Raw genomic sequence first — 24,933 nt, 5'->3', positions numbered from 1 at the left:
TGGCGTTGTGCTAGCCGGTAATTGGCCGGATGATGCGGAACAAATAATCGCGCAGGTGGATAAAGCGCCGCGCCTCGCTGCCGATAGCCCGTAAGTCCGCATTCACCAGGAGCCAGCTATGGCCGGCATTCTCGATTCAGTCGATCAACGTACCCGTCTTGTCGGGCAGAACCGGCTGGAGATTCTCATGTTCCGGCTGTCCGGCCGGCAGAAATTTGCCATCAACGTGTTCAAGGTGCAGGAAGTCGTCCAGCTGCCGAAGATGACGCTGATGCCGCATCGCCACAACTCGGTGTGTGGTGTCGTCAACCTGCGTGGCCAGACGCTCCCGGTTATCGACCTGTCGCGGGCGATCGGCCTGCGCCCTATCGTTCCGGACGAACGCAGTACCATCATCGTGACCGAGTACAACCGTTCGATTCAGGCATTCCTCGTCGGCGGTGTAGATCGCATCCTCAACCTCAACTGGGAGGAAGTGCTGCCGCCACCGGCGACCGCCGGGCGCCAGCATTACCTGACCGCGATTACCAAGGTCGACGATCAGCTCGTTGAGGTGATCGATGTGGAAAAGGTGCTCGCCGAGATCGTCCCGTATGACACCAGTATTGCGCCCGAGCGGCTGCAGGACCCTGTGCTCGAGCGGGCTCGTGGGCGGGAAGTGCTCTGCGTCGACGACTCCACCGTCGCCCTGTCGCAACTGCGCGAGACCCTGACGCAGCTCGGGATCACGGTGCATACCGCCAGCGACGGCATGAAAGGCCTCGGGAAACTGAAAGCCTGGGCCGAGGCAGGCGATGTACTGACCGATCGGCTGCTGATGGTATTCACCGATGCCGAAATGCCTGAAATGGACGGCTACCGGCTGACTACGGAGATCCGAAACGATCCGCGTCTGCGAGACCTGTACGTTGTGCTCCACACCTCGTTGTCAGGCAGCTTCAACCTGGCGATGGTGCAGAAAGTCGGCTGCGACAACTTCCTTTCCAAGTTCCAACCGGAGAAACTCGTCGACGTCATCCGCGAACGCCTGCTGCGGGACGAACGTCACTGACCCTCTCGACCGAGATATCGCATGCAATTGACCTCGTTGTACCGCTACCCGCTGAAGTCGGGTTCCGCCGAAAGCCTGGAAGTTGCACGATGCGATGCGCTCGGTCTGGCTGGTGACCGCCGCTGGATGGCGGTCGATGCCAAGTCGGGCAAATTTCTGACCCAGCGCGCGCTGCCGCATATGGCAACGCTCGATGCGCGCTGGGTTGGCACGGATGGGCTGCAGCTCTGCGCGCCGGAAATGGAGACGTTGCACGTACCGGTTCCGAGCCCCGACAGCAACCTGCGTGGCGTGACGATCTGGCGGGAGTCGTTACAGGCACCCGATGCGGGTGATGCGGCCGCCGATTGGCTGACGCGCCTGCTCGGGCAAGCAGCCAGACTGGTCTACCTGCCTGTCAGCCGTGGGATACAAGTCGACACGGCCTACGCCGAGCCCGGCAACCTGACGGCTTTTAGCGATGGCTTTCCCTTTCTCCTGATCGGCCAGGCCTCGCTGGACGACCTATGCGCACGTATCGGCAGGCCTCTCGACATGCGGCGCTTTCGGCCGAACCTGGTCGTGGACGGTGCCGAGCCCTACGCCGAAGATGGCTGGCGCCGCATCCGTATTGGCGAAATGACCTTCCGCGTGGTTAAGCCCTGCGCCCGTTGCGCCATCCCCACCATCGATCCTGACACCGCCATCCGTAGCCCCGATCGAGAGCCCTTGGCCACGCTGATGACCTACCGCAAAGGTGAAGGTGGCGTTTTCTTCGGTCAGAACCTCATCGCCGAAGGTCCCGGCGAACTTTCGCCGGGCATGCCGGTGCAGATACTCGACTGACAGCGCGGTCGGGCGCCGGCAGACCAAGCCTGCCGGCGCCCGACCGGCCGCTCACTGCCCCTCGAAATAGCGTTCGTGCCACTCGACCAGCGGCTGCGGTGCGTTGAGCTTCTGGCCGTAGATCACCGCGTAGGTCAGCACGTTTTGCACGTACTGCCGCGTTTCGTCGAACGGAATGTTTTCCACCCAGACGTCGAATGGTAGGTGCTGAGCGCCTTTGAGCCACTGGCGCACGCGCCCCGGCCCTGCGTTGTAGGCGGCCGAGGCCAAGACTCGGTTGCCCTTGAACTGTCCATAGATCTGGCTGAGGTACGCAGCGCCTAGCTGGATGTTCTTGTCCGGATTAAGCACCTGCTGTGGCGACGATAGCGGGATGTCAAACCGGCGCGCAGTTTCCTTCGCCGTGGCGGGCATCAATTGCATCAGCCCGCTGGCACCGACACCGGAGCGGGCGTCCGTCATGAAAGCGCTTTCCTGGCGGGTGATGGCAAATACCCAGCTCGGATGAATCTCACGGGCCCGGGCCGCGTTCACCAGGCTGCTGCGGTACGCCATCGGGAAGCGGATATCCAGATCATCCCAGTACTGTGCCTGGCTGATCGTGCGGATTGCCGGGAAGTACCACTGCATGTCATAGGCCAGGCGTGCCTGTGCGACCATTTCGTCGCGGTTGAAGTGCCGAGTGACGTGGTACCACTCGCGACGGCCATCGACGATCTGCCCGCGTGCATGAAACTCCATGGCGCGACGGATACCGGGCGTGTTTCGGACTTTCTGGATGACCTCTGGAGCCAGCGCGAGCGGCTGATGGTTCAGGCGGTAGGGCGCCTGGATGCGGTCGGCGGATAGGAAGCCATAGAAGTCCCGCTCGCCGGCGACGGGTTTGTAGAGTGCCGCGGCCTGTGCGCTGTTCGGTTGAGCCAGCTCGAGGCTGCGTGCTTTCCAGTACCGCCAGCGGTTCGTGTTGGCGAGCGTTTCGGGAAAGCGCTGGGTGAGTTCATGGGCCTCGCTCCAGCGTCCCAGGCGTAACAGTAGGCGAGCACGCCATTCGCTGACCGTGTCGTCACGCAGTTGTGGATCATATTCGGCCATCACCTTGAGCCCGCGCGGGTCGAAGCGTTTGGCCAGGGTCAGGCCGATCTGTCGGGCAATGGCGACCTTCTCATCATTGGAGAAGGCGTGGCGCCGAGCGTAGACGTCCAGCAGGCCGAGTGCTTTTTCCGGGTCCTGTCGTGCGAGCCGGCGCAGGCCAACGGAGACAACGTCAGCCATTGCGGGACCCGTCGAGGTGAAGCGATCGGGTTGTGTCAGCAGCTGAGGCTTCTGCGCCACGTCGAGCATGAGCTCACCTTCGCGCTTGAGAGCCGGCACACTCTTGATCAGGTATTTCGCCAGGGCATAGTTGCCAGCCTCGACGGCCAGCTTGGCGCGCTGCCAGCGAAGGCGATCGGTGAGCTGTCCGGCCGCCTCCCAGCGATCGAACAAGGCATCACAGGCCTCGTGCTGCGACTTGCCGACCAGCCAGAGGCGCTCGGCGGTTGCATAACCCGCCTGCGTTTGGCCGCTGCCGAGCTGGTACTGGCCGTATAGGCAATCCAGCTCGGTGAAATTCATTTTCGAGTCGTAATGAGCAACAAAGGGCTGCCAGTCGCCGCGTGCTGCCAGCAGCCGAAGCCAACGCAACTTCATCCAGTTGGCCTGGGGAAGGTCGCCGTGCTCGGCCAGGAATCGCTCGACTTCCGCGTTGCTTGCGGTCTTCAGGCGAGCCGTCAACTCGTCGTAGGCCAGGTAGGGCTCGAGCGGATAATCGCGCAGCGCACTGGCGTACCGTCGATATGGACCGCTGTCACCCTTGGCCAGCGCCCGCTTGGCTTCGTCGTAGTACTGACGTTGCTGGTCCAGGCTGGTGGCTGCAAAGGTGTCGAAGGTTACGGCTGTGAAGAGAGCGGATAGACAGAGACTGGCGATACGGCCGCGCATGATACTTCCAGGGGGCGGGAGAAAAGAGATCGATCGGTGGGTAGCTTAGCTGGCGCGGAGAGCCAAGTTAAACGGGGATTAAGCTCTTGAAACAAACAACGCCGATCTTCCGACGAGCGTAGCCTATCGACCCCTTCTTCACGTCCGAAGCGCACCCCTGAGAGGGAAAAGGGCACCTGTCGGTACACCGCGGGGCAGGGCGTGCCTCTGCTAGAATGCGCGCCCTGTTTCCCGGAGGTAGCCATGACCCTGCTCAAACTGACCGATGTGTCCCTCGCCTATGGCGCCAATCCGCTGCTCGATGGCGTGTCCTGGCAGATTGCGCGGGGTGAGCGGGTCTGCATCATCGGCCGCAACGGCACTGGCAAATCCAGCATGCTGGCGCTGGTCAAGGGCAGCCAGCTGCCCGACGACGGTGAGATCTGGCGTGCGCCGGGATTGAAGATCGGCGAGCTGCCTCAGGAGTTGCCGCGCGCTGACGAACGTACGGTATTCGATGTGGTTGCCGAAGGGCTGTCCGGCGTGGGCCAGCTGCTTGCCGAATACCACCACCTAAGCCAGAACATCCAGGGTGATGCCGACCTGGAAAAACTCATGCATGTACAGCAAGCGCTCGAGGCGAAGGATGGGTGGCGCTTGCAGCAGCTTGTCGACAGCACGCTGAGCCGCCTTCAGCTGCCGGCCGACAAGACCCTTGCCGAGCTTTCCGGTGGCTGGCGCCGCCGCGTGCTGCTGGCCCAGGCGCTGGTGTCCGAGCCGGATCTGCTGCTGCTCGACGAGCCCACGAACCATCTGGATATCGGCGCGATCGCCTGGTTGGAGGAGGCGCTGACCGGCTTCAACGGCGCCGTCTTGTTCATTACCCACGACCGTGCCTTCCTGCAGAACCTGGCCACACGCATCCTCGAACTCGACCGCGGGCGATTGATCGACTGGAACGGAGATTACGCCAGCTTTCTCGTCCACAAAGACCAGCAACTGGCTGCCGAAGAGACGGCCAACGCGCTGTTCGATAAGAAGCTCGCCCAGGAGGAAGTGTGGATTCGCCAAGGCATCAAGGCGCGGCGGACCCGTAACGAGGGCCGTGTGCGTGCGTTGAAGGCGCTGCGTGCCGAGCGGAGCGAGCGGCGAGAGCGGCAGGGTAAGGCGAACATTCAGATCGAGACGGCAGAGAAGTCCGGCAAGCAGGTCATCGTTGCCGAGCACGCTGGCTTCGCACACCCGGGCGGCCAGCCGTTGATCCGGGATTTCTCGCTGGTCTTGCAACGGGGTGACCGGGTCGGCCTGCTGGGTGCTAACGGCAGTGGCAAGACCACCTTGCTCAAGCTGTTGTTGGGCGATCTGCAACCCACCAGCGGAAGCGTAGAAGCGGGCACTCGGTTGGAAGTGGCGTATTTCGACCAATTGCGTCACCAGCTCGATCTCGAGAAAACGGTGATCGACAACGTTGCCGAGGGGCGTGACTTCATCACCATCGATGGGCAGAACCGCCACGTACTCAGCTATCTGGGCGACTTCCTGTTCAGCCCGCAACGTGCTCGCACCCCTGTCAAGGCGCTGTCTGGAGGCGAGCGGGCACGTCTATTGCTGGCTCGTCTGTTCAGCAAGCCGGCGAACCTGCTGGTGCTGGACGAGCCGACCAACGACCTCGACGTCGAAACCCTGGAGTTGCTCGAAGAAGTGCTGTTGGGTTTCCAGGGCACGGTGCTGATGGTCAGTCACGATCGGGCCTTCCTCGATAACGTGGTGACCAGCACGCTGGTGTTCGAGGGTAACGGGGTCGTGCGCGAATATGTGGGCGGCTATCAGGACTGGCTGCGGCAGGGCGGTTCGATCCGGCTGCTGGGCGTGGGCGATACCCGTGAGGATAAAGGTGCCGTGCAGCAGGCAGAGCCCGCGCCCGCCAAGACGTCGGCTCAGCCAGCCAACGAGCCAGCACCGGCGAGAAAGAAGCTCAGCTACAAGGATCAACGCGAGCTCGATGCCTTGCCCGCCAAGATCGACGAGGCGGAGCAGCAAATCGCAGCGGTGCAGGAAGAAATGGCGCAGCCGGACTTCTATCAGCAGCCCGCGACGCAGACCAGCGAAACGATAGCTCGGCTCGAGGCGTTGCAGCAGTCACTCGATCAGTTGCTCGAGCGCTGGGCGGAACTGGAGGGTTGACATCTTCCGGCTCCGTGTCACGGAGCCGCATACAGCGTCTGGATGCAATTACGCAGAATGGCTTGCGTCTGCAGGTCCGTGGCTTGGGTCAATACACAACATCTGTCAGTATTTGGACGGAGACTAGATGGCAATCGAATACCGCATCGTCCTCGACGACGAGCATGCGTTCAGCTACCGGATCGAGCCGGATCGAGGCTATGACGAGGAGGCTGCCCGGCTCGCGCCAAAGTGGACGCGGCTGGACCACCAACAGTGCAGCAACTGCCCGTTGAGCCGGGATCGCTTCAGCCACTGCCCGGCGGCGGTGGATTTGCACCGGGTGATCGAAGATTTCCAGGGCCTCCCGGCGGTACAGAAAGCGCGTGTCGAGGTGCGTACGCCCGAGCGCGAATACAGCAAGCTGGTCGGCCTGGACGAAGGCCTGCGCGCCTTGCTCGGAGTGATCATGGCGACCAGTGCTTGCCCGATTCTGGGCCGGCTCAAACCCATGGCGTACCAGCACCTGCCGTTTGCCAGCAACCAGGAGTTCGTGCTGCGTGCGGTGTCACTCTATCTGGCCCGGCAATACTTCAACTTGCGCGAAGGGCGGCATGCGGATTGGGAATTGCGTGGCCTGGTGCGCTCGTTCCAGCAATTGCAACTGGTCAACCAAGCCTTCTGGCAGCGCATCCATGACACCTGCCGCGGTGATTCGAACCTGAAGGCCTTTCTGACCTTCTTCTCGATGGCCTCGAGCCTGACCTACTCGCTGGAAACCCAGCTGCAGAAAATTCGGCCGATGGTGATGAGTGCGGGGGAGGGGGTCGAGGTCGTCTGAATCGCGCCCGTACAACTAGGCGTATGCGCCCGACCTCATCGGCGGCGCGATGGCGCAGCCAGCCTGGCCTCCGGAGCGGCTGCCAGGCTGTAGGCGATGGGTTATTCCGGTTTCTTCAGGCGCACTGCCAGTACGTCGCATGGCGCGCCATGAAGGATGTCGTTGGCGGTCGAGCCCAGGAGCAAGGCCAGGCCATGGCGGCCATGACTGCCGACAACCACCAGATCACAACCCTGCTCCCTGACCAGACGGTGAACCTCTTGTCGCGGCTGGCCGTAGGCAATGTGACGTTGCTCGGCGGTCAGGCCAGGATAGCGGTCGGCAAACACCGCCAGGCGATCGCGAGCCTGGTCGAACTGTTGTTGTTGCAGCATGGAAAGGTCCATCGGGACGTCACCGCCGAAAGCCATCGCCATCGGCTCGATGACGTGGACCAGCGCCAGCTTCGCCCCGCTGGCCGTCGCCAGCGCTTGGGCGCGTGCTACGACCGGATGGCATTCTTCGTTCAGGTCAGTGGCGACCAGAATATGCTTGTAGGTCATGGTGAATCTCCTGATGTGTCGTTTACGACAAGTATGGCTGCTTGGCACGCATTGGGCGCTTGGCGTTTTTTGCAAGGTTTATACGGCGTTGCGCGCCCGGTGACCAGCTTGCATTACATCGTTTCGGTCGCGGTGCGCGGGCCCGGGGCTGCTATCATGCCGCGTGTCGAAGCCGGGAAGACGTGCCGGCCTGCCATGAGATCGCCATGTTCGAAATGACCAACGAATATTCACTCGCCTGGGCCGCGTACGGCATTGCTGCGCTGGGTTGCCTGCTGGTTTGGTTCCGCATGACACGCCCGCTATGGCGCTGGCTGCGCGAGCCGCTCCGGTTGATCGTTGCGGTGCTGTTGTTCACCCCGACGATCGTCGATCCGGCCAAAGAACTGTTCGCGCCGGCGGTGGCCATCACCGCGCTCGATATGTTGTTCAAGGTCGGCAATAACGTCTGGCGGGCCGCGGCCGACCTAGCCCTTTATGGTTTGATTGCCTTCGCGCTCTATGCCGTATTCGTCGCCGTTCGCTGGCCGATCGAGCGAAAGCGTCGCCAGAGCCAGGCGAAGGCGAGCGAGAGCGAAGATCCACGTACCTTGCGCGAGCGTCTGGACGAACAGGACGAGCGGGACCACTACGCTCCTGCCGATCGCTATCGGGCCCGGACCGAGCCGCGCCTGTAGCGAGGCCCGCGCGGACGTTGCATGACCCATCGGAGAGATCACATGTGTGAACTGCTCGGCATGAGCGCCAACGTACCCACCGATATTCACTTCAGTTTTACTGGCTTGATGCAGCGCGGCGGCCGCACAGGGCCGCATAAGGACGGTTGGGGCATCGCTTTCTACGAAGGCCGAGGGCTTCGGCTGTTCCAGGATCCCGTCGCGAGTTGCGAATCGGAAGTGGCGAAGATGGTCCAGCACTATCTGATCAAGAGCCAGGTCGTTATTGGCCATATCCGTCATGCCAACGTGGGCAAGGTCGCGCTGGTCAACACGCATCCCTTCGTGCGCGAGCTGTGGGGCCAGCATTGGTGCTTCGCCCACAATGGGCAGTTGAGTGACTTCGCCCCTGCGCCGGGGTTCTACCGCCCGGTGGGGGATACGGACAGTGAAGCAGCCTTCTGCGATTTGCTCAGCCGCATCCGCAACAACTTTCCTGACCGGGTCGCCGCCGAAGACCTGCTGCCTCATTTGCTCGAGGCATGCGCGGGTTACCGCGCGAAGGGCGTCTTCAATTGCCTGTTGAGCAATGGCGAATGGCTGTTCAGTTTTTGCACGACGAAGCTCGCGCAGATCACCCGACGCGCGCCCTTCGGTCCGGCGCAGCTGAAGGATGCCGAGTTGACCGTCGACTTCAAGGCCGAGACTACGCCGGACGACGTGGTGACGGTGCTGGCCACCGAGCCCCTGACCGATAACGAGCAATGGCACACCCACCAACCGGGCGAGTGGACACTGTGGCGGCTCGGCGAATGTGTGGCGCAAGGGCAAGTGCAGTGATGTTGCGTAGTTACCTGCGGTTGACGCTGTTTGCGCTGGGGCTGCTGGTGGGCGTCCAGGTTCCGAGCTTCATCGAGGCCTATGGCAACCATGTCGAGGCGCGTCGGCTGGAATCGCAGCAGGCGCTCGTTGGATTCCAGGAGACGGCGGGTCGCTTCTTCCAGGGTGACCTCAACGCGCTGGTCGAGCACTATCGCACCAGCGAGGATCCGGTGATTCAGAGCGACGCGCGCAGTGTCGCCGGGCTGGTCGAGCGCTCGCGCCTGCTCGACCGAGAGTGGCGGATCATGCAGGGGCCGTGGTTCGCTCGGGCCTGGCACGTATGGATCGGTGCGGATGAGCAAATTCGCGAACAGGTCTGGCGAAGCTACGATTTCCAGATTTTGCTGGGACCGGATGCTATCGGCTGGGGGCTGGCGTGCGCGCTGTTGTTGGCCTGGCTGGTCGAGAGCATCTATCTGCTGCTACGCCAGGCCTTGTTTCCTCAGCGCCGGTCGAGCCGGCGCCGAGCGGGCCACTCGTTACCGCCGAAACGGTAAGTGCGGTGGCTTGAGTCGTTTGGCCAGTGGCTCACTTGGAGAGGAATCGCATGCCGTCCTCGAGCCCGCTCAAGGTCAGGGGGAACATCCGGTCCTCTACCAGGTCGCGGACGATCCCCGTGGATGCCGTGTAGCCCCAGGTGTCCTTGGGGTATGGATTGATCCAGATAAGCTTCTTGTACTTTTCCATGAAGCGTTGCATCCAGACGTAGCCGGCTTCTTCGTTCCAGTGCTCGACGCTCCCGCCTGGCTGGGTGATCTCATACGGGGCCATCGCCGCGTCCCCGACAAAGACGACTTTATAGTCCGGCCCGTATTTGTGCAGCAGATCCAGCGTGGAGGTGCGCTCGGACGTACGGCGGAAATTGTTCTTCCACACTGACTCGTAGATGAAGTTGTGGAAGTAGAAATACTCCAGATGCTTGAACTCGGTCTTGCAGGCCGAAAAGAGCTCCTCGCAGACCTTCACGTGCGCATCCATCGAACCGCCGATGTCGAACAGAATCAGTAACTTCACCGCGTTGCGCCGTTCGGGCCGCATCTGGATGTTGAGCAGCCCGCCGTCACGTGCGGTGTGATCGATGGTGCCGTCCAGGTCCAGTTCATCCTGCGCGCCTTGGCGAGCAAACTTTCGCAGGCGCCTCAGGGCCACCTTGATATTGCGCGTGCCGAGCTCGACTTGGTCGTCGAGGTTCTTGTACTCACGTTGATCCCAGACTTTCACCGCCTTGCCCTGGCGCTTGCCCGCGTCACCGATGCGGATCCCTTCGGGGTTGTAGCCGCCCGAGCCGAAGGGGCTGGTGCCGCCAGTGCCGATCCACTTGTTGCCGCCGGCATGCTTGCCTTTCTGTTCCTCGAGGCGCTTCTTGAATTCCTCGATGAGCTTGTCGAGCCCGCCGAGTGATTCAATCTTCGCGCGCTCCTCGTCGCTCAACGAGCGTTCGAACTCCTTGCGCAGCCATTCCTCAGGAATTAACGCCTCGATGTGCCGATCCAGGCTTTCCAGCCCGTTGAAATAGGCACCGAACGCACGATCAAACTTGTCGAAGTGGCGCTCGTCCTTCACCAGGATCGCCCGGGCGAGGTAGTAGAACTCGTCCATGTCGGCGAAGACGACGTTGTGTTTCAACGCGTTGATCAGGTCGAGCAATTCGCGCACCGATACCGGCACCTTGGCGGCGCGCATCTCATTGAACAGGCCAAGCAGCATGATGAAACCTCGCGGGCGCCGGCATAGGGCGCCCATAGTCCTTGGTTAGAGATCTTCGTCGTGCTCGGGCAGCCCGTCGCGAATGGCATACCAGTCCGCCTTCGATTTCACGAAGATGTGCGCCTGGGACGGGGCGGGCAACGGGGAGTCGAGCGTGCCGGCGGCGACGCCGAGCTCGTGCGAGCGGTTGTTGACGAATTGCAGGTTGGAGCCGCAGCGGATGCAGAACGTGCGCGTCACGTGCTCCGACGAGTGATAGACGCCCAGCTGGTCCTTGCCGGAGAGAAAGTGAAATGCATCCAGCGGGACGCTCGCATAAGTGGCGAACGCCGCGCCATGTGCCTTGCGGCACATCTTGCAGTGGCAGTGGGTCAGCTCGTCGATCGGTGCGTCGATGCGATAGCGCACGACGCCGCACAGGCAACTACCGGTAAGCGTTTGCATGTCACTTCTCCCGTTCGGTCACCGCCGGCTCGGGTGAACCGGCGTCGGTCAGCGATTGGCGCGACGGCTCATGAACGCCAGGCGTTCAAGCAGTTGCACGTCCTGCTCGTTCTTCACCAGCGCCCCGGCCAGCGGAGGAATGGCCCGCGTGGGATCGCGCTCGCGCAGGACGGCTTCTCCGATGTTGTCGGCCATCAACAGCTTGAGCCAGTCGACCAGCTCGCTGGTGGACGGCTTCTTCTTCAGGCCCGGCACCTTGCGCACGTCGAAGAATACGTCCAGGGCTTCGGCCACGAGCTCTTTCTTGATGTCTGGGTAGTGCACGTCGACGATCTTCTGCAACGTCTCGCGGTCCGGAAAAGCGATGTAGTGGAAAAAGCAGCGACGCAGGAACGCGTCTGGCAATTCCTTTTCGTTGTTCGAGGTGATGATGATGATCGGGCGCTGTCGGGCCTTGATGGTTTCATTGGTCTCATAGACGTAGAACTCCATCTTGTCGAGTTCCTGCAACAAGTCGTTGGGGAACTCGATGTCCGCCTTGTCGATCTCGTCGATCAGCAGGATGACACGCTGCTCGGATTCGAACGCCTCCCAGAGCTTGCCCTTCTTGATGTAGTTGCGTACATCGTGGACGCGGTCCGAATCGAGCTGGGAATCGCGCAGCCGGCTAACCGCATCGTACTCATACAGGCCTTGGTGCGCTTTGGTGGTGGACTTGATGTGCCAGGTAATCAGTTTGGCGCCGAACGATTCGGCTAGCTGTTCAGCCAGCATGGTTTTGCCGGTGCCCGGTTCGCCCTTGACCAGCAGAGGGCGTTCCAGCGTGATGGCAGCGTTGACGGCGAGCTTCAGGTCGTCGGTGGCGACGTAGGACCGGGTGCCTTCGAACTTCATCTGGGTTTCCTTGGTGGGCCTGGCAATGCAGGCGCTTCGTGAAGGGTCAAGCGGCCGACTATAAGGGATGGAATCCGCGCTGTGAACGCGAGCGCGGTATTCAGTCACTGAATGGGCAGCGTGTCTGGCAGCGTTCCCTTTCAATTATCCTGTTCGGAAATCGACCGCTCGAAGCGAGTCGAGAAGGCTTCGATGAAGCCGTTACGCAGGATCGCCAGAAACGCCTGGAACGGGCTCACGTCGGTATCCTTGGTGCTGCCGGACAGTTCGACGCGGGTGGCGAACTGGTCCTTGCTCTTGTTCTTGAGGATGTCTTCACTGCCGCCGACCAGGCCTTCCCAGATGCCGCGGAAGAACCCCTTGTCCTCGTTTTTGATGTCCTGCTCGACGTCGAACACCTCGACATTGTGCAGCAGCGGCTTGATATACCCGTCGAGCTGACTGTCGTTTGCCTCTACTTCCATGACCAGGTCCCCGGTGCCCGCCTTGAAATCGAAGTTGGCGTAGGCATTGCTGAAGTCGTTCAGTTTGGTCAGGTCCAGCCCGGTCATGCGCAGGTCGATATCGAAATCTTCCCAGTCGCTGAACGGGTCGAAATGGGCCGTGGCTTCGATGGGGGCCTGGTTGTAGAAGCGTGCCTGGCCCTCGAAGGTCGCGACGCGGCGGCCATCGGCCTGGTCCGCCGAGTTGGTGAGGTTATAGAGGCTGGCGTTTATGGCATTGGCATAGAGATGAACAGGCGGATCGGCGTCGAACTTGCGAAATGACACCTGACCGTTCTCGACCCGCAGCTCGTTCAGGGTGAAAGGCACCAGCTCGTTCACTCGCTCGCGCCAGTCGACGCCTTCACCGGTCTGGTCCTCGTCCGGCTCGTTGTCGTCGACGAAATTCAGGTGCGGTTCATGGAGGATTACCTCGCCGACCAGGGCGCGCTCGCGCCACAGCGTGCGCCAGCTGACGCCAATATCGACGGACGAGGCGGTGAACAGTGGGGCCTGTACCGGTTCTTGCTTTTTCTCTATGTGAACGCCGTCGAGGCTGTAGGCGCCGCGCCACCAAGCCAAGTCGACGTCTTCGATACGGCCATGGTAGTCGCCCATGTCGGCCATCTTGTCGTTCAGGTAGTTCAGCACCAGATGCGGCAACGCGAGGTGCGCAACGATCAGCAGAAGGGCGATGCCGAGCAGTATCCACAGCGGCAAGCGAAAGCTTTTCTTCATGGTGAGCCTGGCGGGTTTGAGGTCATCGATAAGGGCGTACCAAGGTGGACCCGCATCGCGGCGGGTGAGTTCGGCTGGACGGCTTCCTGGACTGCGCTTAGGCTCTTGAATCTGGTTTTTTCATCTCAGGGACACCGCCATGAGCCGCATCTTCGCTGACAACGCGCAAACCATCGGAAACACGCCGCTGGTCATGATCAATCGCCTGGGCCCAAAGGGCGTCAGCATCATGGCCAAGATCGAAGGGCGTAACCCAGCCTATTCGGTCAAGTGCCGCATCGGGGCGGCGATGATCTGGGACGCCGAGCAAAACGGCCGCCTGAAGCCGGGCATGACGCTGGTCGAGCCTACGTCCGGCAATACCGGCATCGGGCTTGCCTTCGTCGCCGCTGCGCGCGGCTACAAGCTGATGTTGACCATGCCGGCCTCGATGAGCCTTGAGCGGCGCAAGGTACTCAAGGCGCTTGGTGCGGAGCTGGTGCTTACCGAACCCGCCAAAGGGATGAAGGGGGCGATCGAAAAAGCAGCGGAAATCGCCGGGTCTGATCCTGAGAAGTATTTCATGCCGCAGCAGTTCGAAAACCCGTCGAACCCGGCTATCCATGAGAAAACTACGGGCCCGGAGATCTGGAACGATACCGAAGGCAACATCGACGTGCTGGTCGCCGGGGTCGGCACGGGTGGCACCATCACCGGCGTGTCGCGCTACATCAAGCAGACCAAGGGCAAGCAAATCCTCAGCGTGGCCGTCGAGCCGGTCAGCTCACCGGTGATCAGCCAGACGCTGGCGGGCGAGGAGGTCAAGCCGAGCCCGCACAAGATCCAAGGCATCGGCGCAGGCTTCGTGCCGAAAAACCTGGACCTTTCAATCGTTGATCAGGTCGAGCGGGTCGACGATGAGGAGTCCAAGGCCATGGCCCTGCGCTTGATGCGCGAGGAGGGCATCCTCTGCGGGATCTCCTGCGGTGCCGCCATGGCCGCCGCGGTGCGCCTGGCCGAGAAACCCGAGATGCAAGGCAAGAATATCGTGGTGATCCTGCCGGACTCCGGCGAGCGTTACCTGTCCAGCATGTTGTTTGCCGACCTGTTCGGCGAGCAGGAGCTGCAGCAGTAACAGGCGCTGCGCGGGGCAGGTTCATCGGGCTGAAACGCTCACCGATTTCGGCCGCCTGCCTCGCCTAGCCGCGTTGGGATTGCGCTGCTGCGATCGCGGGCGGCGCCTGTCGCAGCACGAGCCAGAGTGCTACAGCGATCAGCGCGCCACCATAGGCGTACGCCCAGTCCAGTGGTTCGCCTAGAAACAGTGCACCCCACAACACGCCAAACGGCGGAATGATGAAGGTCACCGTCAAGGTACGGACCGGGCCGATATCGGCGAGCAGCCGAAAGTAGAGAAGGTAGGCGAAAGCGGTGCAACCGATGCCAAGCCCAGCCAGGCTGAGCCACACCCGCCCATCTCCCCATGAAACCGGCGGTGCCGCATAAAGTGAGATGACGAACAGCGGCAGCAAAGCGACCGCCGCGCCAACTTGGCTTCCGAAGGCCACCAGCTCGCTGGTCAGGCCGCCCCGCTGGTTGATCCACCGGCGCGTCAGAAACCCGCCGAAGCCGTAGCAGGCGGTTGCACCGAGGCACGCGAACGCGCCGATCTGGAGCTGCAGGTCGACCTCCACCGGCCCGGTGCGCGTGAGTAGCGCAACACCCGTCAGTCCAACCAGCACGCCGATCCATTTCGAAGCGGTCATCGTCTCGGCGAAGAACAGGGCGCCGATTATCACGCCCATCATGGGTGTCGTTGCATTGAAAATCGCTGAATACCCCGTTGGAAGAAACTGCGCTGCCAGTGCGTACAGTGCGAATGGAATGCCGGAGTTGATCGCGCCCAGGATCAGGCAGAGCTTCAGCTTGCCGCGAAAATCCCAGCGCAGCCGCATGATCCACACGATGGGCAGCAGGCCGAGGCAGGCAAACAGTACGCGGAAAAAAGCGGTCGGAAAGGTGCCGAGTTCCGGCGCGATGATGCGCATGAACAGGAAGCTGGCGCCCCAGATGGCGGCCAGGCTGAGCAGGCGCAGCAAGTCGAGAGGGCTCATCGTAGAGCTCCAGCAGAGAAGCGATGAGTGTTGGCCAGCCCAGGCGAGCTGACAACTCCAAATACGCTTTCAAAAGCTCCCGTTTGGCTGATCAACTTTCATTGGCCTCTGCCTCTGGATAAGCTCGCCGCTTTAACGCAGCGAGAGCAACCCTATGGCGCACCACTCGCCAGACGTGGACATTGCCCGGCACATCCTTCAGGGATTCGATGATTATCGCGAGCGGTTCAGGCTGATTACCGAAGGCGCCAGGTCGCGTTTCGAAGAGGCGCGATGGCAGGATGCGCAGCGCGCTTCAGCCGCCAGGATCAACCTCTACGAGCAGAGAGTGGGCGAGACGGCTGACGGCTTGCGCGCCGCCTTCGCGTCCGAGATGCTGCTGGACGTCAATCGATGGCCGCGGGTCAAGGCCGAGTACATCGAACTGATCAATCCGCGCTTCGACGATGAGCTGTCGGAAACCTGGTACAACTCGATCTTCTGCACGCTGTTCAGCCATGACTGCATCAGCGACGACACCATGTTCATCCACACCACGCGCCCGGCCAGCCGTGCCCAGCGTATGGCGCAGACCCGCCGCTACCAGCCGGGCGGCGACTTGCGCGGCGTATTGCAGCAGATCCTGACTGATTTCGCTTTCGACGTGCCCTACGGGGATCTTGCCGATGACCTCCAGCGGCTCGAAGCACAACTGGCGGCCGCATTGCCGGACTGGGTCTGCAAGGACCCGGAGCTAACCGTTGAGCTCTTCACTTCGGTGCTCTATCGCAACAAAGGCGCGTACCTGGTGGGCCGCATCCACACCCGCGACGAACAGTGGCCGCTGGTGTTTCCGCTGTTGCACCGTGAGGGCGTCGGCATCCAGGTGGACGGCCTGATCACCGACGAGGCCGAGGTGTCGATCATCTTCTCGTTCACCCGCTCGTACTTCATGGTCGCGGTGGCAATTCCGGCCGAGTTCATTGGTTTCCTGCAGCGCATCCTGCCCGGCAAGCACATTGCCGAGCTATACACCTCAATCGGTTTCTACAAGCACGGCAAATCTGAGTTCTATCGTGCGCTCATCGATCATCTGGCGAACACTGACGACCGCTTCGTGATGGCGCCTGGCGTACGCGGCATGGTGATGAGCGTATTCACGCTGCCGGGCTTCAATACGGTGTTCAAGATCATCAAGGATCGCTTTTCCCATGCGAAGACGGTCAGTCGCGCCACCGTCATAGAAAAGTATCGGCTGGTGAAGAGCGTCGACCGGGTCGGTCGTATGGCCGATACGCAAGAGTTCGCAGACTTCCGCTTCCCTGTGTCCAAATTCGAGCCAGAATGCCTGGCCGAGCTTCTGGACGTGGCGCCGTCCACGGTCGAGGTGCAGGGCGATACGGTGTTGGTGCGCCACTGCTGGACCGAACGCCGTATGACGCCGTTGAATCTCTACGTGGAAAACGGCAGCGAGCAGCAGGTGCTCGAGGCGCTGGAGGACTATGGGCTGGCAATCAAGCAGCTGGCTGCCGCAAACATTTTCCCCGGGGACATGCTGCTGAAAAACTTTGGTGTGACCCGCCATGGACGTGTGGTGTTTTACGACTACGACGAGATCTGCTTTCTCACCGAGGTCAATTTCCGCCACATTCCCGAGGCGCGCTACCCCGAGGACGAACTCTCCTCGGAACCCTGGTATTCGGTCGGGCCGAACGATGTATTCCCTGAAGAGTTTCCGCGCTTCTTATTCGCCGATATGCGCCTGCGCCGGCTATTTGCCAAGCTGCACGGCGAGCTTTACGACGCCGATTATTGGAAAGGCCTTCAGCAAGCAATTAATGATGGCAAGGTGATTGACGTCTTTCCCTATCGGAGGCGCCAGGGTGCAACCCAATGACGATCGGCGCTGGCGCGCGGTGAACGCCTGGTGACGGGTCGTGTCGCACCTTATAGAGCCGGATGAACGACACCTCGCGCCGAACATGTTGCAACAGCTGTCTCAGGCGGGCGTGCATTTCTTGGGTTATGCTCCAACCGAAGCCCTATGGCTCCACCTAGACCCGTTATCAAGCAGGAGGGTTCGCCCATGAAAGCATGGCTCAATAGTGTGTGCTGGAATCTGGCAGTGGCGCTTGGCTTCGTCGAATCGCCTCGTTTGCAGCCCATTCGGGTAGAGGCGCATCGCGACAAGACGGCCCGTCCACGTCGCTGACCAGGCGCTACCGTCCGGTCATCACAGGTCCTCCATGTTGAACGGCCCGCTGGTAAGCGGGCCGTTCGCGTATGCGGCTCAGGAAACCTTTCAGGCGAGGCCGGCTTGCATCGAGGCCGGCGCGTGCCTCGGCTGCCTCCAGAGGGAAGCTCATCTGAATATCGGCAATGCTGAACGTCGATCCGGCGAACCAGTCCGATTTGCCCAGCTCGCCCTCCATATAGTCGAGGTGTAGCTTGAGTTGCGGCCCGATGAAGGCCTGGTTCGCACCCCTCGCAATGGCGCGAGCGACAGGGCGGACAAAGAAGGGCATCGGCCCGTTGGCGACCCGGTCGAAGACGAGCCGTAGCAGCAAGGGTGGCATGGCTGACCCTTCGGCGTAATGCATCCAGTAGCGCAGCCGCAGATGCTCGGGTGTGCCCGACTCCGGCAGTGCAAGAGGAGCCCCTTCGGCATACCGTTCGGCAAGGTACTCGAGGATGGCGCCGGACTCGGCCAGGCACAGGTCCCCATCAGTGATCACCGGGGCCTTACCCAGCGGGTGGACGGCTTTCAGGTCGTCCGGCGCAAGCATTGTCCGGGCGTCACGTGCGTATCGCTTGATTTCATAGGGCAGCTGCAACTCTTCCAGCAGCCAGAGCACCCGGTGAGAACGAGAGTTCTCCAGATGATGCAGTGTGATCATGATTCGTTCCAGACGAGGTTGGATCGCTCCAGCATAGCCGCTGCGCGGAGGCTTGCCGGTTATGGCAGACTTCGCGGCCCGCCCAGGAGTCGTCATGTCCCGTCCGCAATGCTCACGCTGTCATCGACCGCTCAGCCACTGCCTGTGCCCACTGATTCCGTCGTTGACCAGTCGCACCCGGGTGCTCATCCTGCAACATCCCAGCGAAGTGAGCCATGCGCTCAACACCGGACGCCTGGCTGCGCTGGGTTTGCGCAACGCCGAACTGGTCGTGGGCGAACAGTTCGATGCGCTGCCCCAGTCAACGGTAGACCCTGTATTGCTCTTTCCGGGAGAAGGCGCGCTGCCGGTCGCGTCGCTGGCTGGTTCAGCTCGACCGCTCACGCTCATCGTTCCGGACGGAACCTGGCGCAAGGCGCGCAAGCTTCTTCACGTGAATCCCGGAATCGCCAGCTTGCCGCGTGTCACGCTCCCGCCGGGGTTGGTGTCGCGCTATCGGCTGCGCAAGGCGCCGATGCCGGGGGCGCTGTCGACGTTGGAGTCCATCGTGGTGGCGTTGAATGCGCTTGAGGGGGACGGGCGCTTCGATGCGCTGTTGCGCCCGTTCGACGCCCTCATTGAAAGCCAGATCCAAGCGATGGGCGAGGCCACTTACCGGCGCAACCATTCGACGTAAAGAAACGAAGCTCAGCGGTTAGGCAGCGTCTTGAGGCGCAGGATGTACAGGGTCACGAGCGTCGCGCTGGTGAGCATGCCAACCCGAGCCCAGATCAACGGGACCAGCCAGCACGACACACCAATGCTGAGCCACATCAGGCTGATCGCGTAAACCTTGCCCTTGAGCGGAATACCTTTGCCGTCGAGGTAGTCACGAAACCAGGGACCAAGGCGCGGGTGGCCAACGAGCCAGTCGTAGAATCGCTGCGAACTGCGTGCGAAGCACGCCGCCGCCAACAGAAGGAAAGGCGTGGTTGGCAGCACGGGAAGGAAGATGCCGATCACGCCCAAGGCTACGCTTAGCCAGCCTATGCCCAGTAGCGCATACCGCAGGACCGGGTTGCGATACTGGGCGCGAGGAGTCAAGGCGCGGCTCGGTCAGTGACGACGAGGCTTGAGCAGCGCGGGTTTCTCTTCAGGGGCGTGGCAGATCAGATAGAGGGCCGTGAGGATTTCTGGGATCTGCGAAACCATCTCGTCGACCAGCGCCGGGTCGGCCGCGATGTCGCTGAACTCTGGCTGCTCGTCGAACAGGCCTGAGCCGACCATGATCGGTAACAAGAGCTCGCTGACTTCCTCCTCGGCCTCCTCGAACCAGACGGCTTCCCGCATGAAAACGCCTTCCATGAAGCCGATGCACCACCCTCGAAGGTCGGACTCGTCAGGGTCGTCGCCCATGTCGAGCTCACAGGGCAACTCCATGTCCTCGTCACTGGCCAGCTGGCGCGCAATATGCGCCTTGAGTTGAACCAGCGTCGCCTCGATGGCGTCTCGCTCGGTATCGTCAGAGTACTTTGGCGGCTCGGCGAACAACGCGTCGATCCACTCACGCTCGGGCACTTCTTCCGAGCAGATGCACAGGGCCGTGAGGTAGCCGTGCGCGGCGATGTAATCCAGCGCTTCTTCATGCAGGTCGTCTGCATCCAGAAACACTTGCAGGCGGGCGAGTTGCTCGGCGAATGACATCGGTGGCTACCTTGGATGGAAAACAGCGCTGATTCTAGACGAGCCGCGGGCCTCCGGCTACCGCGCCGGGCGGGTCGCATTCCTGGCGCTTCTGCCTGCACAGAGGCGAAAAATCCCGAGGAGTTCCTGATGGACTGCGGCCGGCCATCTCCTACGTCGTGACGGCGCCTGAATCGATGGGCTCGCTCGCGTATACTCGCGCGTCTTGTTTCGGAGACCGGCATGCTCGACCAGGCACAGCGCATTCTCAAAGATGTATTTGGCTACGACGCTTTTCGCGGCAACCAGGGCGCGATCATCGAGCGGGTGGCCAGCGGCGGTGATGCACTGGTGCTCATGCCCACTGGTGGCGGTAAATCGCTGTGCTATCAAGTCCCGGCATTATTGCGCGAGGGTTTGGCGGTCGTGGTATCGCCGCTGATCGCACTGATGGACGACCAAGTCGCCACGCTCGATGAGCTTGGTGTGCCGGCGGTGGCCTTGAATTCGACGCTGAGCGCGGAACAGCAGCGCGACATCGCCGATCGCCTGCGTCGTCACGAAATCAAATTGCTTTACCTTGCCCCGGAGCGGCTGGTGCAGCCTCGGATGCTGGCGTTCCTGCAACGGCTGCCGATTGGCCTGTTCGCCATCGACGAGGCGCATTGCGTCTCGCAATGGGGGCACGACTTCCGTCCTGAATACCTGCAGCTCGGGCAGCTTGCAGAGTATTTCCCCGAGGTGCCACGCCTGGCACTCACCGCAACTGCGGACAAGCGTACCCGCGAAGAGATCGTGCAGCGTTTGCATCTGGAGAATGCCGAGCGGTTCTTGTCCAGTTTCGATCGTCCGAACATCTTCTACCGCATCGTGCCGAAGGAGCAGCCGCGCAAGCAGTTGCTCGCCTTTCTCGCCGAGCGCCGGGGCAATGCCGGCATCGTCTACTGCATGTCGCGAAAAAAGGTGGACGACACAGCCGCCTTCCTGTCCGAACAGGGGTTCCCCGCGCTGCCTTATCACGCCGGGCTGCCAAGCGAGCTGAGGGCTTTCCACCAGAAACGCTTTCTCAACGAGGAAGGCTTGATCATGGTTGCGACCATTGCGTTCGGCATGGGCATCGACAAGCCCAACGTTCGCTTCGTCGCTCACCTGGATCTGCCCAAGTCGCTCGAGGCCTACTACCAGGAAACGGGGCGGGCTGGGCGCGACGGGTTACCGTCCGACGCCTGGATGGCCTACGGGCTGCAGGATGTCATCTTCCTCAAGCAGATGCTCAACAACTCCGAAGGCGACGACCGGCACAAGCGCATCGAGCAGCACAAGCTCGACGCCATGTTGTCGTTGTGTGAGGAGACCCGTTGCCGCCGTCAGGTGCTGCTGGGCTACTTCGATGAGCTGCTTGCCGAACCGTGCGGGCACTGCGACAACTGCGTCGATGACGTCCAGACCTGGGACGCGACGGAGCCGGCACGTCAGGCGCTGTCGGCTATCTATCGCAGCGGCCAGCGTTATGGCGTCGGTCACCTCGTCGACATTCTGCTAGGGCGAGACAACGAAAAGATACGCAGCCTGGGGCACCAGCACCTGTCCGTGTTCGGCCTCGGCAAGTCGCTTTCTGAAAGCGAGTGGCGCTCGCTGTACCGCCAACTGGTCGCACGAGGCCTGGTGGATATCGATCTGGAAGGCTTCGGTGGCCTGCGCCTCAACGGCAGCTGCCGCGCATTGCTGCGTGGCGAAGAGCCGCTGGCGCTGCGTCGCGAACAGCCGAGCAAAACGCCCAAGCCGACCGCCAGCGCGGCGAGCCAGTTAGTACGTGATGATGAACGTGAAACCTGGGAAGCGCTTCGGGCACTGCGACGCAAGTTGGCCGAGGAGCATGCTGTACCGCCTTACGTCATCTTTCCCGACGCGACGCTCCTTGAGATGCTGCGCAGCCAGCCGCGCACGCTGGGCGACATGGGGCGGATCAGTGGCGTCGGCGCTCGCAAGCTCGACCGGTATGGGCAGGCCTTTCTCGAAGCTCTGCAGGGCACGGCGCAACCGGCAACCGGTGCGCCCGTTGATCTCCGGCATGAACTCATCACGCTGGCGCGAGCGGGCATGACGCCTGCGCAGATCGCCCGGCAGTTCGACTGCAGCGAAAAGAACGTCTACGCGATGCTCGCCGAGGCAATTGCCCAGCAGCAACTGAGCCTCGAGCAAGCGCTTGATCTTCCTGAAGCGCTTCTGGAAGAGATCCAGGAAGCCTTCCTCGATGCCGAGGGAGAACTCCCGCCCGTCGCCGCGGTAGCGGAGCTGTTCGCTGGCCGGGTGTCTGAGCCCGTCCTGTTTTGCGTGCGTGCTGCGCTGCAGGCCGAGTTCGAGCTGTAGGCCTAGACGGCGGCTGAGTGCCGCTACGCTTGTTGGTCGCTTGCAGCCCTCCGGATGCCAGGGCAATGCGGCGTAACGTTCTCGATCTTTGGTAGCCTTGCCAGCATTTTGATGCTGTGATTAGCTCGCTAATAATTAGGTTTTCCAGGAACAGTCTTCATGTACCCCGATCAACATCGCTTCGCCATGCAGCTGGCACAACTGTCGCGTGGCTGGCGTGCTGAACTCGATCGCAGGCTTGCGGACCTTGGCCTGTCTCAGGCGCGCTGGCTCGTTCTGCTGCACCTGGCCAGGTTCGATCACGATCCGACCCAGCGGGAGCTGGCTCAAAGCGTTGCGGTCGAAGGACCGACCCTGGCCCGGCTGCTCGATAGTCTGGAGGCGCAGGGCCTGGTTCATCGCAAGGCAGCCCCGGATGACCGGCGCGCCAAGCTGATATCCCTCGGCGCCCCGGCGCGCCCGTTGATTCAGAAAATCGAAGCGATATCCACCCAGGTTCGTCAGGAGCTGTTCGACGGTATCGATGAAGATGACCTTCGGAAATGCCAGCAGGTACATGCGCGCATCCTGGCCAATCTGGTCAAACGGTAAGCCGCGGCGCTTATCAGCCGGCTATTGAAAGGGCAGTGCGGTACAGCGACCGCCCGCCCGTCGTGAAACCTTGCTGCGATAGCAAAATGCCTTACAACGAAACCCGACAGTCTGTATAAAGCTTTTCACGCGTTTGACGATAACTGCGTCACAAGCTATGAACATCTGGCGGGCCAGCGACATCACGCGTCGACTGCCCAATCTACGGGGAAGGCCACATGGCATTCAGTCGTCGCATATTGTGGTCAGTGGCATCGGGTTCACTGATCTATTCGGGGATGGCGTCTGCCTTGGGCATGGGTGAAATCACCTTGCACTCGGCGCTCAACCAGCCACTGAATGCCGACATTCAACTGGTTGACGCCGGTAATCTCAGCGCCAGCGACATCCGCGTCATGCTGGCTTCGGCCGATGACTTCCAGCGCATCGGTGTCGATCGTCTCGCATTCCTGCAGGACCTGCGGTTCGTTCCGATCGTCGACGCCAGTGGAAGCCGTATCCGGGTGTATTCCGAAAAGCCGGTGCGCGAGCCCTATCTCAATTTCGTCGTTGAGGTGGCCCGCACCAAGAGCCGGCTGCTGCGCGAATACACCGTACTGCTCGACCCGTTGCCATCCATGCCGGCGATGTCCGCGCCGGTTGCGGCGGTAATGCCGAGCCCGAATGTACCGGCTCGTCCGCAGCCGGCCGCGGTGGTACCTCCCACTACCATGCCCGCGGCTAGCGGCGGGCAATACCATCAGGTCGCATCCGGCGAGAGCCTGTGGACCATCGCCGGGCAGTTAGCTGCACGTGCTGGCCAGGCGAGCCAGTCGCAGCTGATGCAGGACATTCTGGCGCTGAACCCCGAAGCCTTTGCCGGCGGTGACGCAGCCCGCTTGAAGGCTGGAGCGCGCTTGTTGCTTCCGGATTATCTCGAAGGGGCGGCACCTGCCCAGGCTGAGGCCGTCGCCAGTGAGGCCGTCGAGGCGAGCGATCCGACGCCTGAGCCGTTACCGAGCGAGCCGACGGTGGCCGAAGATCAGGTCGCGGCGCTGCGACGCCAGTTGTTCGAGGAGCTGGCGGCAAGCCGTGAGGAAAATGAGCTGCTCAGGCAATCGTTGGTCGAGATGCAGGCCCAGCTGGAATTGGTCAATGCCCGGCTGGCCGATCAGCAAAGCGTGGTAGCCAGTCCGGCGGCGGTGGTGACGGCGGCCATGCCGCCTGAGAATCAGGCCTTGCCCGCTGCCGAGGGGGCAGCGGCAGCGCAGAGCCCGTCCACCTCGACGCCCGCTGCCTGGTGGAGCGATTGGGCCCTGCCTGCGAGCGGGTTGGCTGCACTGCTGGGTCTGTTCGGCCTGCTCTATGGCCGTCGCAGGAAAAAGGCCACCGCCGAACAGCATGCAGAACCTGCAGAGCGCTACGCTCAGCCAGTGCCGGCTGTTCGTGCCCCGGCCGCTCTGGTCGCGCACGCTGTGTCGGACATGCCTCGTCAGCCCGCGCACGCATCGGTGAGCGAAACGGACGTGCTGGAGGCGGCCGATATCTACCTGACATACGGTCGTCGTGAAGACGCGCTCGACGTGCTGATGCGCGGGATCGACAAGGCCCCCGAACAGCTGGAACTGCGCCTGCGATTGCTCGGCTTGTTGGCCGAGTCTGGCGATGTCGACAGCTACCGTCGCGAAGCGGCGGCCTATCGCGATGCAGGCGGCAGCGCAGCGAATCTCGATCAGCTGCTGGCGTTGCATCCGGCCATGGCGGCTGCGTTCGCTCAGCTCGAACAGGCAGAACCCACGCCGCCTGAGGACGAAGAATTCGTCCTCGATCTCGATGCGTTGGCCGATCTTGAGGGCGAACAAACTCCGGCATCCAGCCGTGAGGACGAAGCGGTGAAGACACCTACCCAGGCATGGCTCGACGATTTCGATGAACCCCTGACCCTCGATGAACTGCCGTCACTGCTCGATCAGTCCGGCTACGAGGCGCCCGAACTCCCAGCGATCGAGCACCTCGAGCCCAACCCGGAACATCTTGTGCGGCTGAACCAGGCCCTGGCCTACATTCAGCAAGGGCATATCGAGAGCGCGTGCGTCATCCTCGAAAGCCTGGCGAACGAAGGTGACGAGGCGCAGCGTCAGCAAGTGACCGAGTTGCTGGCCCGAATCGCCTGAGTCA

Annotated in this window: 24 protein-coding genes; 14 read left to right on the top strand and 10 right to left on the bottom strand. The window is 62.0% G+C overall.

All coding sequences use genetic code 11. From position 1 onward, the window contains the following. Positions 1-118 precede the first annotated feature (118 nt). Complete coding sequence (locus KXR72_RS20285; protein WP_437422909.1) at positions 119-1,051, top strand: chemotaxis protein CheV; 933 nt, start codon at positions 119-121, stop codon at positions 1,049-1,051. A 21-nt stretch (positions 1,052-1,072) separates the two neighbouring features. Next, positions 1,073-1,876, top strand: a complete 804-nt coding sequence (locus tag KXR72_RS20280; protein WP_437422908.1) for an MOSC domain-containing protein — start codon at positions 1,073-1,075, stop codon at positions 1,874-1,876. Positions 1,877-1,927: 51 nt separating this feature from the next. Here KXR72_RS20280 and KXR72_RS20275 read toward each other — a convergent pair whose 3' ends face one another. Beyond that, positions 1,928-3,856 (bottom strand): transglycosylase SLT domain-containing protein, encoded by a 1,929-nt coding sequence (locus tag KXR72_RS20275; RefSeq protein ID WP_437422907.1) that lies wholly within the window; start codon positions 3,854-3,856, stop codon positions 1,928-1,930. A gap of 243 nt (positions 3,857-4,099) precedes the next feature. On the opposite strand from KXR72_RS20275, the gene KXR72_RS20270 reads away from it, so the two are divergent. After that, positions 4,100-6,019, top strand: coding sequence for an ATP-binding cassette domain-containing protein (locus KXR72_RS20270; protein WP_437422906.1), 1,920 nt, complete (start codon positions 4,100-4,102; stop codon positions 6,017-6,019). A gap of 127 nt (positions 6,020-6,146) precedes the next feature. Beyond that, positions 6,147-6,839: a DUF6901 family protein gene (locus KXR72_RS20265; RefSeq protein ID WP_437422905.1), complete on the top strand. Its 693-nt coding sequence runs from the start codon at positions 6,147-6,149 to the stop codon at positions 6,837-6,839. Positions 6,840-6,940: 101 nt separating this feature from the next. Here the strand turns inward: KXR72_RS20265 and KXR72_RS20260 are convergent, their stop codons facing one another. Next, positions 6,941-7,381, bottom strand: coding sequence for a universal stress protein (locus KXR72_RS20260; RefSeq protein ID WP_437422904.1), 441 nt, complete (start codon positions 7,379-7,381; stop codon positions 6,941-6,943). Between the two features lie 206 nt (positions 7,382-7,587). Between KXR72_RS20260 and KXR72_RS20255 the strand changes: the two genes are divergently transcribed. Genes KXR72_RS20255 through KXR72_RS20245 form a run of 3 tightly spaced genes read left to right on the top strand, consistent with a single transcriptional unit; the run spans position 7,588 to position 9,416 of the window. Beyond that, positions 7,588-8,058: an MFS transporter gene (locus tag KXR72_RS20255; protein ID WP_437422903.1), complete on the top strand. Its 471-nt coding sequence runs from the start codon at positions 7,588-7,590 to the stop codon at positions 8,056-8,058. A gap of 42 nt (positions 8,059-8,100) precedes the next feature. Continuing rightward, entirely contained in the window at positions 8,101-8,877 is a 777-nt protein-coding gene (locus tag KXR72_RS20250) for a class II glutamine amidotransferase (RefSeq protein WP_437422902.1), read from the top strand. Beyond that, on the top strand, positions 8,877-9,416 hold the full coding sequence (locus KXR72_RS20245; protein WP_437422901.1) for a DUF2937 family protein: 540 nt from the start codon (positions 8,877-8,879) through the stop codon (positions 9,414-9,416). Before KXR72_RS20250 ends, KXR72_RS20245 begins: the two co-directional genes overlap by 1 nt. A gap of 31 nt (positions 9,417-9,447) precedes the next feature. Here the strand turns inward: KXR72_RS20245 and KXR72_RS20240 are convergent, their stop codons facing one another. The 4 genes from KXR72_RS20240 to KXR72_RS20225 all read right to left on the bottom strand — a co-directional run bounded on the left by KXR72_RS20240 (position 9,448) and on the right by KXR72_RS20225 (position 13,184). Further along, the gene (locus tag KXR72_RS20240; protein ID WP_437422900.1) at positions 9,448-10,626 is read right to left on the bottom strand and encodes a vWA domain-containing protein; all 1,179 of its coding nucleotides are present in this window, start codon (positions 10,624-10,626) and stop codon (positions 9,448-9,450) included. 45 nt (positions 10,627-10,671) lie between these two features. Next, a complete protein-coding gene (locus KXR72_RS20235; RefSeq protein ID WP_437422899.1) occupies positions 10,672-11,070 on the bottom strand; it encodes a GFA family protein in 399 nt (132 codons plus the stop codon). Between the two features lie 48 nt (positions 11,071-11,118). Then, entirely contained in the window at positions 11,119-11,964 is an 846-nt protein-coding gene (locus KXR72_RS20230; protein ID WP_437422898.1) for an AAA family ATPase, read from the bottom strand. A gap of 140 nt (positions 11,965-12,104) precedes the next feature. Further along, positions 12,105-13,184, bottom strand: coding sequence for a DUF748 domain-containing protein (locus KXR72_RS20225; RefSeq protein ID WP_437422897.1), 1,080 nt, complete (start codon positions 13,182-13,184; stop codon positions 12,105-12,107). Positions 13,185-13,323: 139 nt separating this feature from the next. Here KXR72_RS20225 and cysK point away from each other — a divergent pair, with 139 nt between their 5' ends. Further along, the gene (cysK, locus tag KXR72_RS20220) at positions 13,324-14,298 is read left to right on the top strand and encodes a cysteine synthase A (protein WP_437422896.1); all 975 of its coding nucleotides are present in this window, start codon (positions 13,324-13,326) and stop codon (positions 14,296-14,298) included. Positions 14,299-14,362: 64 nt separating this feature from the next. Here cysK and KXR72_RS20215 read toward each other — a convergent pair whose 3' ends face one another. Further along, entirely contained in the window at positions 14,363-15,277 is a 915-nt protein-coding gene (locus KXR72_RS20215) for a DMT family transporter (RefSeq protein WP_437422895.1), read from the bottom strand. 154 nt (positions 15,278-15,431) lie between these two features. Between KXR72_RS20215 and aceK the strand changes: the two genes are divergently transcribed. Both aceK and KXR72_RS20205 read left to right on the top strand, forming a co-directional pair. Next, positions 15,432-17,153 (top strand): bifunctional isocitrate dehydrogenase kinase/phosphatase, encoded by a 1,722-nt coding sequence (gene aceK, locus KXR72_RS20210; protein ID WP_437422894.1) that lies wholly within the window; start codon positions 15,432-15,434, stop codon positions 17,151-17,153. A gap of 189 nt (positions 17,154-17,342) precedes the next feature. Next, positions 17,343-17,468, top strand: a complete 126-nt coding sequence (locus KXR72_RS20205) for a PA1414 family protein (RefSeq protein ID WP_437422893.1) — start codon at positions 17,343-17,345, stop codon at positions 17,466-17,468. A gap of 7 nt (positions 17,469-17,475) precedes the next feature. On the opposite strand, the gene KXR72_RS20200 is transcribed toward KXR72_RS20205, so the two are convergent. Then, positions 17,476-18,153 (bottom strand): glutathione S-transferase, encoded by a 678-nt coding sequence (locus KXR72_RS20200; protein WP_437422892.1) that lies wholly within the window; start codon positions 18,151-18,153, stop codon positions 17,476-17,478. A 94-nt stretch (positions 18,154-18,247) separates the two neighbouring features. Here KXR72_RS20200 and KXR72_RS20195 point away from each other — a divergent pair, with 94 nt between their 5' ends. Further along, positions 18,248-18,829, top strand: a complete 582-nt coding sequence (locus tag KXR72_RS20195; protein ID WP_437422891.1) for a tRNA-uridine aminocarboxypropyltransferase — start codon at positions 18,248-18,250, stop codon at positions 18,827-18,829. 11 nt (positions 18,830-18,840) lie between these two features. Here the strand turns inward: KXR72_RS20195 and KXR72_RS20190 are convergent, their stop codons facing one another. Further along, positions 18,841-19,236 (bottom strand): YbaN family protein, encoded by a 396-nt coding sequence (locus KXR72_RS20190; RefSeq protein ID WP_437422890.1) that lies wholly within the window; start codon positions 19,234-19,236, stop codon positions 18,841-18,843. A gap of 12 nt (positions 19,237-19,248) precedes the next feature. After that, complete coding sequence (locus KXR72_RS20185) at positions 19,249-19,836, bottom strand: UPF0149 family protein (protein WP_437422889.1); 588 nt, start codon at positions 19,834-19,836, stop codon at positions 19,249-19,251. Positions 19,837-20,058: 222 nt separating this feature from the next. Here KXR72_RS20185 and recQ point away from each other — a divergent pair, with 222 nt between their 5' ends. The 3 genes from recQ to KXR72_RS20170 all read left to right on the top strand — a co-directional run bounded on the left by recQ (position 20,059) and on the right by KXR72_RS20170 (position 24,929). After that, positions 20,059-22,185 carry a DNA helicase RecQ gene (recQ, locus tag KXR72_RS20180; RefSeq protein ID WP_437422888.1) on the top strand — a complete coding sequence of 709 codons (2,127 nt, stop codon included), beginning with the start codon at positions 20,059-20,061 and terminating at the stop codon, positions 22,183-22,185. Between the two features lie 159 nt (positions 22,186-22,344). Further along, positions 22,345-22,776, top strand: coding sequence for a MarR family transcriptional regulator (locus tag KXR72_RS20175; protein WP_437422887.1), 432 nt, complete (start codon positions 22,345-22,347; stop codon positions 22,774-22,776). A 218-nt stretch (positions 22,777-22,994) separates the two neighbouring features. Then, positions 22,995-24,929: an LPXTG cell wall anchor domain-containing protein gene (locus tag KXR72_RS20170; RefSeq protein WP_437422886.1), complete on the top strand. Its 1,935-nt coding sequence runs from the start codon at positions 22,995-22,997 to the stop codon at positions 24,927-24,929. Positions 24,930-24,933 lie beyond the last annotated feature (4 nt).

Origin of the sequence: Stutzerimonas chloritidismutans (assembly GCF_051486945.1) — a bacterium.
Lineage (GTDB): Bacteria > Pseudomonadota > Gammaproteobacteria > Pseudomonadales > Pseudomonadaceae > Stutzerimonas > Stutzerimonas chloritidismutans_B.
The sequence above is the reverse complement of the archived record's forward strand: the minus strand, read 5'-3'. Positions and strand labels throughout refer to the sequence as shown.